The organism is Vibrio sp. SSH13-20 (assembly GCF_040104475.1).
Lineage (GTDB): Bacteria > Pseudomonadota > Gammaproteobacteria > Enterobacterales > Vibrionaceae > Vibrio > Vibrio harveyi.
Window position 1 is genome coordinate 1 of the sequence record NZ_JBECOU010000022.1, and the last position, 7,820, is coordinate 7,820.

Sequence of the window (7,820 nt, forward strand, 5' to 3'; positions counted from 1 at the left end):
ACGAACATAACAAACTGTTTAAGAGTGATTCGCAACGCGTGGCATTTTTGCTATGCGTTGCGTCTAGTGTTTAAGGTGGCATGCGGGAGCATCGGTATTGCGTTGCTCACACCTTAACAGGGCGTTATGTTTCATCTTAACAAGGAGTAAAAATGAAAATCTTAGCATTATTAGTTCCAATGATTGTTTCATTCACATGCAAATCTGAAGTGTTGTGGGATATAGATATTCAAGATTATTCAAAAAAGACAGGGAAGGTTTATGTATATGATCTTGTTGTAGGTGACAAAGCCAAGATTAATACGAACTACGCATTTTGTATAACCAAAGAAGGAAAGCTCGCAATAGATGAAACGGTTGAGGTTGGTTCAGGAAACATTCTTTTAACGATATTGCCAGGAAAGAAGGTTGCAGTTGACACCGAGGACGAAAAGTCGTTTTTAAAATCATTAATTAGCACAGACACTCAAGGTGGGTGCGCTTTCTGGACTGCACATCAAGGTAAATACATTAGACTTGTCGATTCAGTTAATGGCAAAACAAAGATATCCGAACTTGCGGTAGGTAATTAAACATAACAAAGCATTTAAGAGTGATTCGCAACGCTTGGCATTTTCGCTTCGCTCAAGTATAGCCAAGCGTCGCTCACACCTTAATGCGGCGTTATAGCTCAATTGCTCCCACGTTTCTGGAGATAAAAATGACTTGGAGTTCAGAGGCTTTTTGCGAAGAGTTTGGTGTTGCGATAAGTGAATTTCATAAAATATTTGCAAATCAGATTGTAGTTGCCCCTAATACTGACTGGCATTCCGCCATGTTAAGTGTCTCAAACCTCAGTTTAGTAAAACTACAAGTTGACCTATTTGACGCTATTGAAACAATCGAGCAAAAGTTACAACGAAATGCAGTTGAGTGCCTCGAAACCATGGGCTATGACTCTAGATATCTCGAATCAATAGTTGTTGATGTATTCCGATTGGGTACGCTGAGAAGTTTTCTTTATCGAGATATTAATGCAGTTTTGGATCAAAGTACGTATTTATCTCAAAGTGCAAGAGATTTGCTTGCTGTGGTGGATAAACACAGTGGTATCAAAGGCATGGTTATAGGGTTTATGACAGGTTACAACAATCCTATAGATGGTCTTCTGCACGGCTTTGGTAAAGGCTCATTAAATATTGAAATTCAAAATGCTCAGATTCGTTTTCAGCAGCAAGCTCAACTTTTTAATAGCTCTACTGAAAAACTAGCAATGGATTTGAAAGTTATGATATTGCGGACTTGGAATGATGGGGTTGCTCAAATTCAAAACAAAATTGAGCTATAACAAACTGTTTAAGAGTGATTCGCAACGCGTGGCATTTTCACTATGCGTTGCGTTTGGTGTTTAAGGTGGTATGCGGGAGCTTCGGTATTGCGTTGCTCACACCTTAACAGGGCGTTATAACTACTTTTCCAGAGCAGTGAATGAAACAAAAGATCGATAAAAAAGATATATTCGTTAGTCAGACAAAAAAGGCTTGCTCACTATACCTCAAAAGAGAATATGTTTGTGCACTTACGCTAGCAGGAAGTGCTGAAAGCTTAAGTGAAGGACTGCTTAAAGCGAGCAATGTAGAGCCACATAGTGCTTTCTTTGTAAAGTTCAAGCGATTCTTAGCTGAGTGGAATGGAGATGATAGTCCTAAAACGAACGTTATTCTTCGAGATAGAAATTGGTCGAGGAACGTCATTAAACATCATGACGAGGGTGACGAGACAGTTATTGAAATCGACCTTAAGTTTCAGTCGTTAATCATTATAAAGTCGTGTTTGGAAAACTACCGGAAGTTGGGTTTTAAATTGTCCGATGTAATGCGAGAGTTTGAAAAGGTAACTCGTGATTATGGTTAAATCATAGTTATAACAAACTGTTCAAGAGGGATTCGCAACGCGTGGCATTTTTACTATGCGTTTGCTTAAGTGATTAAGGTGGTATGCAGCGGCTTCGGTATTGCGTTGCTCACCCCTTAACAGGGCGTTATGCGATTAGAGGGAAAATCAATGAGAGCACCATTTCAAGTATTAGTATTTCCGTATCGAATATTCAATGAACAACCTCGGTACTTAATCGGAAAACGAAGTGATAATGGTGTATGGCAAGCGGTTTCAGGTGGCGGTGAAGATAGTGAATCCATTATCGAGGCTGCAAAGCGTGAACTTAAAGAAGAAACTGGTTTAATTGGCAGTGATTGGCAGCAATTGGACTCAATGTGTATGCTCCCAAAAGTGTACTACGCTGGTCATGAAAATTGGACTAATCATCAGTTTGTAGTGCCTGAATATTCTTTTTCAGTTCGGGTGTCTACTGAGCCTCAGCTATCAAATGAGCATACGAAATTTCGTTGGTGTGGTTTTCAAGAGGCTAGTGAACTTTTGAAATATGACTCAAACAGAATAGCTTTATGGGAGCTTAATCAAAGGCTTAATCGCAATCTTTGAAAAATCGCATAACAATAAATTTAAGCAGATTCGTAACGCTCGGCATTTTTGCTTTGAATCAGCTTCGGTGTTTACGGCACAATGGTTTAGGTGGGTGGTATCGTTACTCACTACTTAATTTGGCGTTATGCTTTTTGGAGAAAATATGGAAATTCGAAGAATCTGTTCTGATGACTTAGATGGATTTTGGGAACTTTGGCAAGGGGTGTATGACGAGGGTGTATATCTACGGAGCCCACCGCCACCAAAAGACAAAATTGAAGTTGTTCTAAATAGGATTACCAAACAACAAATTCCTCAATTTATAGCAATCGTTGATAATAAGGTTGTCGCTAGCATAGAAGCTTTTCCGGGAACTATGTGCGGCATGGATACAGACGAAATAGGATTTGTAGGTGCTCAAGTACATGCTGATTTTAGAGGACAAGGAATTGCTAAAAGGTTACTGGAAACAGTATTGATGGATGGTCAGCGTTTTGGTTTCAAAGAGTTAAGGTTAGATGTATATAAATCAAATGTCGTGGCGCAAAACTTGTATGAAAAGTTTGGCTTTAAATACACAGGACTAAACAACGAAGTGATTTTTGAATCAGGTCGAAAGGAAACTAGTCTGAATATGAGCTTGTCTTTGGCACAAGCATAACAAACGCTTTAAGACGGATTCGCAACGCGTGGCATTTGTGGTTTGCGGCAAATTCAGTGATTTAGGTGGTGTGCGGAAACATCGCATTGCGTTGCTCACCACTTAAGCGGGCGTTATGTTTCATTGGTGTTCTGTGAAACTAATGGTTTGACTTTTTAATCGCGTAGCACTTGAAAATCACTTTACCGCCCCAATATTTCAGCCAATACTAATTTGATTTAATATTTAAAGGTATAGTGTGAAATTTGTTGAGTATTCATTTTCAAAGATGAGTTCTACACAGGGCTATAAGGCTTTATTCAAAGGTGCTGTTGCTCTCGCAACGTTATTTTTAGTGGCGACAATGCAGGTGAGCACAATAACGCTACCTATTGAGAAATCAGCGCATGAGCTTTGGTACAAAGTCGAGTCTAAATCAGGGAAGACAGTGGAGTCGATTGATAAGCTCGAATGCAGTATCAAAGAAAAAGAAACATATAGTGACTGCAAAATGGCGAAGTATCAAAATGACCTTTCCACTAGTTCCGTGAATGCTTTAACCGCATTTCAAGGCTTGGTTCAGTGGCTAGCTTGTATTCTGTTTGCTATGGCAGCTGTTGGCTTTTTACTTAACCCATTCATGCACTCAGGAGGCACGATTCCTGCGGACGGACAAAATAGTCAAGATTCAAGCAACTCTGAAAAATAAACATAACAAAGCATTTAAGAGTGATTCGCAACGCTTGGCAGTTTCGCTTCGCTCAAGTATAGCCAAGCGTCGCTCACACCTTAATGCGGCGTTATGTCACCGAAATAAGATTTAATGAAAAAGGTAATAAACTTGAGCGAACAGAAAATTAGATATTTGGTAACTCAAAGTTGTTCAAATGATAAACACAATGGAGCATTAGGTGTTGTATCTATAGCATCAAAAGATCCTCGAAGAGATGAACAGCTTTTAATTTCTCAAGTAGAGTCTTGTAATAATTGTAAGTTTCATAGCATGTTTTACCCACCGGAAGAAGTTGCGGAAATCAAAAGATCATCGATGACGCCTACGTGGGTTAAGAGAATCAATAGAATCCTAGCAAAATTGGGCTTTCTAATTAACACTTTATCTTTTTTGCTTATTATCGTTTGGGTATCTTTATCAGACAATCTCACTATTTTTAGCGAAAATTTTGAGAAATACGCAGTGACTTTTTCTATTGCTGGTTTATGTCTAGCAGCAATGTCAGATGAAAATGCAACAACTTCTACTAAATTGACTAATTTATTTGCTTTGGCTATTGCGGTCGTCTATCTCATTGTTTCATTCTCTCGCCCGGTCACATAACAAACTGTTCAAGAGGGATTCGCAACGCGTGGCATTTTTACCATGCGTTGATTTAAGCGATTAAGGTGGTCTGCGGCGGCTTCGGTATTGCGTTGCTCACCCCTTAACAGGGCGTTAGGCAAAATGAGGATTGTTTCTTGAGTGGTTTTGGAAATACAGCTGTCGGGTTGTCAAAGAATCCGTTGGGTATTATCGCATTGGCTTTTGTCTTTGTGTATGCGATTGCAGGTTTGTTTACGTCTCAAACAGATTTAGATGGGAGCTTATTGTGGGCATTAATTTTATTTTTAGTTTTGTTTCCATGCTTAGTGTTGTATGTCTTTTATCGACTAGTGACTGATCACCATACAAAACTGTATGCACCATCGGACTACAGTAATGAAGATAACTTTGTGCGAGCTTTACAAGGAAGAGTCCATGATCTGGAGGCTTTAACCGAGCAAATTGCAGAGCAAATCGACAACCAACCATTGTACCGGTATACGAAGTTAGGCGAAGCCGGCAAGCAAATTGCGTTGTTTCTTTATTCGGATACATCATTCGATTTAGTCAAATTTGCTGAAAGTCAAAGGCTAGATGCACAAGAGGTGCAACGAGAAGTGCAGTTGGTTGAATCTTATGGTTGGTGTTCCGTGGCTCAAAACCAAATTCAAGTTACTGAAAAAGGCAAGGTTGAGATAGGTACATTTCAAGATATCTGTTATGGCAGGTTCCGTTAAAATTTTGCCTAACAAACTGTTTAAGAGTGATTCGCAACGCGTGGCATTTTTACTATGCGTTGGTTTTAGTGTTTAAGGTGGTATGCGGCGGCTTCGGTATTGCGTTGCTCACACCTTAACAGGGCGTTAGGTTTTCGAGAGTGCAAACCGCACAATAATAAAGGTAAATATTATCATGACATTTAGTTTTAGAATGAAGCCCCATCGTTACTTTCAATTAATAGGTATGTACGGAGCCTTATTCTTAATTCCTGTATTGCAGTATCAAATAAATTATTATTCAGGTAATGAAGAAAGCGCTCAGAGGACGCAAGTCAATGAGGTAGTGCGGGACATCTATTATATGAATAAGAGATTGATATGTACGCTGCTAGGTCAGGAATTTACAGCTCAACAGTGTAAAAAAGGTATCTATCAGAACAGCAGCCTTGGCAGAGCAGTCAACGACGAGCAATCATCGGGAACTAACAAAAATGATGCACTAAGTAAGTTTTGGATCATTTATGCTATTTTTGCCGGAGCAGCTTTTTTAGGGAATATTATCGAATATACAAAAGAATATGAGAATGAACGCAAGGTTTCTCAAGATAAGAAAATTAACAGAGCAACGAAGTTGAGAAGAATAACTCAGTTAGTTCATTTGTATAATAGCGCTCATCTTACAAGAGATGAGTATAGTTCAGCTAGATTTAAAGTTTGGTTCTCAGAATAAACCTAACAATCTGTTTAAGAGTGATTCGCAACGCGTGGCATTTTTACTATGCGTTGCGTCTAGTGTTTAAGGTGGCATGCGGGAGCTTCGGTATTGCGTTGCTCACACCTTAACAGGGCGTTAGCCACAAAAATGGGCATCCTTGCCACACTCTTTCTCTTTAAGCGACTTCCAACCAGAATTTCTCGAGCTCTTTGATCTCGTTATTTATTCTGTCATAGATTTTTTCGTAGTTACCATTGAAGAAGTACTCTTTTCCGGAGGTTAAGTCTAAAACTGAATACTCAAAGCCACTGTCATTAATTGAGTCCTCCATCAAAGCACAGATAATGTTTGCTCTTTCCTGAGTCATTTTGTCACTATTGCTAAAATGGAGTTTAACTAGGCGTGGTTGCCCGTTCAAAACTACATGTAGCTCAGGGTTACAAGTGATGCTCGTTTGAGAAAAGTTATAGTGTTCTCTCGGTGGATCAAAAGCCTGGATATTTTTACCAGATTGCCAATCTTTGAAAGTATTGACGATCATTTCATAATTTCGCTTTTTACTCCCTTCCTGACGGTTGCAAATCGTGTAGAGGTGAGAAATATGTCGCTTGGCAATGAAAAGACGTTTAATCGAGTTTCGCAACGGACCATAGTAGTCGCGAAAAGCTGCGTAAGGTTCGCGTTTAGCGATGTTTCTTACCCTTGTCTGCTTTGGTTTTCCTGAAGTTACAACTATCAAAGAAAACTCGGAAACACTTAATGTAGGCATTCAAAATCCTCAGTTATTGGCTCGATGTCACATTATCATTTATGCTATGTGTTGCAATATAACATGGTTATAATTGTGGTTATTTCATTTGGTTTCATTTAGAAATGTGAAGAATCTACATATTGTGCTTGATCTTAAATATCAATACTACATGTAGTATTTGTGGCTAACAAACTGTTTAAGAGTGATTCGCAACGCGTGGCATTTTTACTATGCGTCAGGTTTAGTGGTTAAGGTGGTATGCGGTGGCTTCGGTATTGCGTCGCTCACACCTTAACAGGGCGTTATGCTCATCTAAATTGGACATTACTATATGAAGATTGATTACCCAGTAGGGGTGAACTTTGTAGCTCTTGTGGCTGTTTGCTTTGGGGCGGGGTATGTTTTTGGGACAAGTTCTGTCGGAAGTCTGTTTACGGGCTTTGTTATTTCAATTATATCGAGCTATGTTTTCTTTTTCTTAACTGTAAAGTTAAAGGAGCATGAAGATAACAAAAAGATAAGTAAAATAACCTACCCAATAATATACAATATTACTGAAAGTATAGAGGCAGCAATAAACGACTGTTTATTGCAAGTACTTGATGAGTGGTCATACAAGAGAAAACCGAGTGAATTGAAAGATGAGGATTTGCTGCAGCTATTAAGAAATCACAAAATATTAAGAAAGGAGCTAGATTATCGTCATGGTGTCGCTGTATATGACCAGTTCAATGCCAAGCCACAAAATTATAAAGAGTCATTTCTTCTACGTGTTACTTTGCCAGTAGCAGAGAAGCTAAACTCTCTAGCACCTTACTACCCGTTATTAAATAAAGACATAGTTATAAGTCTCAGTGAACTAACAAATTCTCAAGTGCTTCAACTGTGTGCAAAGACATTGGAACACAAACATGAGTATTGGTTCGAGCCAGAAACTATGCTCGAATACATCAAAACGGCAAGAAAACTAAGTGAGCTAAATAGGCGCTTGCAAAGACGAGCATAACAAAGCATTTAAGAGTGATTCGCAACGCTTGGCAGTTTCGCTTCGCTCAAGTATAGCCAAGCGGCGCTCACACCTTAATGCGGCGTTAGGAGGTATATGAACATTGATATGAGTCACGTCGAAGCAAGTATTCGGCGCTTTTACAAAAGTGCTACAGTTTTAGCGAAGTCAGCATCTGGTATACAACAAGGAGAAATGGAGTTTTATC

11 protein-coding genes are annotated in these 7,820 nt (G+C 39.2%); 10 read left to right on the forward strand and 1 reads right to left on the reverse strand.

Going from position 1 to position 7,820, the window contains the following annotated elements; all coding sequences use genetic code 11:
- Positions 1 to 152 precede the first annotated feature (152 nt).
- From ABMY42_RS25910 to ABMY42_RS25950, 9 genes are all read left to right on the forward strand, one after another.
- Positions 153 to 572, forward strand: a complete 420-nt coding sequence (locus tag ABMY42_RS25910) for a hypothetical protein (protein WP_349266952.1) — start codon at positions 153 to 155, stop codon at positions 570 to 572.
- Between the two features lie 128 nt (positions 573 to 700).
- A complete protein-coding gene (locus ABMY42_RS25915) occupies positions 701 to 1,327 on the forward strand; it encodes a hypothetical protein (RefSeq protein WP_349266953.1) in 627 nt (208 codons plus the stop codon).
- 140 nt (positions 1,328 to 1,467) lie between these two features.
- Positions 1,468 to 1,893 (forward strand): hypothetical protein, encoded by a 426-nt coding sequence (locus ABMY42_RS25920; protein WP_031854826.1) that lies wholly within the window; start codon positions 1,468 to 1,470, stop codon positions 1,891 to 1,893.
- 150 nt (positions 1,894 to 2,043) lie between these two features.
- Positions 2,044 to 2,481: an NUDIX pyrophosphatase gene (locus ABMY42_RS25925; RefSeq protein WP_349266954.1), complete on the forward strand. Its 438-nt coding sequence runs from the start codon at positions 2,044 to 2,046 to the stop codon at positions 2,479 to 2,481.
- 145 nt (positions 2,482 to 2,626) lie between these two features.
- On the forward strand, positions 2,627 to 3,124 hold the full coding sequence (locus ABMY42_RS25930) for a GNAT family N-acetyltransferase (RefSeq protein ID WP_349266955.1): 498 nt from the start codon (positions 2,627 to 2,629) through the stop codon (positions 3,122 to 3,124).
- 238 nt (positions 3,125 to 3,362) lie between these two features.
- Positions 3,363 to 3,812: a hypothetical protein gene (locus tag ABMY42_RS25935; protein WP_349266956.1), complete on the forward strand. Its 450-nt coding sequence runs from the start codon at positions 3,363 to 3,365 to the stop codon at positions 3,810 to 3,812.
- 132 nt (positions 3,813 to 3,944) lie between these two features.
- Positions 3,945 to 4,439 (forward strand): hypothetical protein, encoded by a 495-nt coding sequence (locus tag ABMY42_RS25940; RefSeq protein WP_158653460.1) that lies wholly within the window; start codon positions 3,945 to 3,947, stop codon positions 4,437 to 4,439.
- 137 nt (positions 4,440 to 4,576) lie between these two features.
- On the forward strand, positions 4,577 to 5,158 hold the full coding sequence (locus ABMY42_RS25945) for a hypothetical protein (RefSeq protein WP_349266957.1): 582 nt from the start codon (positions 4,577 to 4,579) through the stop codon (positions 5,156 to 5,158).
- Positions 5,159 to 5,333: 175 nt separating this feature from the next.
- Positions 5,334 to 5,870 (forward strand): hypothetical protein, encoded by a 537-nt coding sequence (locus ABMY42_RS25950; protein ID WP_349266958.1) that lies wholly within the window; start codon positions 5,334 to 5,336, stop codon positions 5,868 to 5,870.
- A gap of 160 nt (positions 5,871 to 6,030) precedes the next feature.
- Here ABMY42_RS25950 and ABMY42_RS25955 read toward each other — a convergent pair whose 3' ends face one another.
- Entirely contained in the window at positions 6,031 to 6,624 is a 594-nt protein-coding gene (locus tag ABMY42_RS25955) for a hypothetical protein (RefSeq protein WP_077261279.1), read from the reverse strand.
- A 313-nt stretch (positions 6,625 to 6,937) separates the two neighbouring features.
- Between ABMY42_RS25955 and ABMY42_RS25960 the strand changes: the two genes are divergently transcribed.
- Positions 6,938 to 7,612 carry a hypothetical protein gene (locus ABMY42_RS25960; protein WP_349266959.1) on the forward strand — a complete coding sequence of 225 codons (675 nt, stop codon included), beginning with the start codon at positions 6,938 to 6,940 and terminating at the stop codon, positions 7,610 to 7,612.
- The last annotated feature ends 208 nt before the right edge of the window (positions 7,613 to 7,820 follow it).

Coding starts and splice junctions, on each gene's coding strand:
- ABMY42_RS25910 (WP_349266952.1), top strand. CDS start 153: ATGAAAATCTTAGCATTATTAGTTCCAATGATTGTTTCATTCACATGC.
- ABMY42_RS25930 (WP_349266955.1), top strand. CDS start 2,627: ATGGAAATTCGAAGAATCTGTTCTGATGACTTAGATGGATTTTGGGAA.
- ABMY42_RS25920 (WP_031854826.1), top strand. CDS start 1,468: ATGAAACAAAAGATCGATAAAAAAGATATATTCGTTAGTCAGACAAAA.
- ABMY42_RS25960 (WP_349266959.1), top strand. CDS start 6,938: ATGAAGATTGATTACCCAGTAGGGGTGAACTTTGTAGCTCTTGTGGCT.
- ABMY42_RS25925 (WP_349266954.1), top strand. CDS start 2,044: ATGAGAGCACCATTTCAAGTATTAGTATTTCCGTATCGAATATTCAAT.
- ABMY42_RS25915 (WP_349266953.1), top strand. CDS start 701: ATGACTTGGAGTTCAGAGGCTTTTTGCGAAGAGTTTGGTGTTGCGATA.
- ABMY42_RS25955 (WP_077261279.1), bottom strand. CDS start 6,624: ATGCCTACATTAAGTGTTTCCGAGTTTTCTTTGATAGTTGTAACTTCA.
- ABMY42_RS25950 (WP_349266958.1), top strand. CDS start 5,334: ATGACATTTAGTTTTAGAATGAAGCCCCATCGTTACTTTCAATTAATA.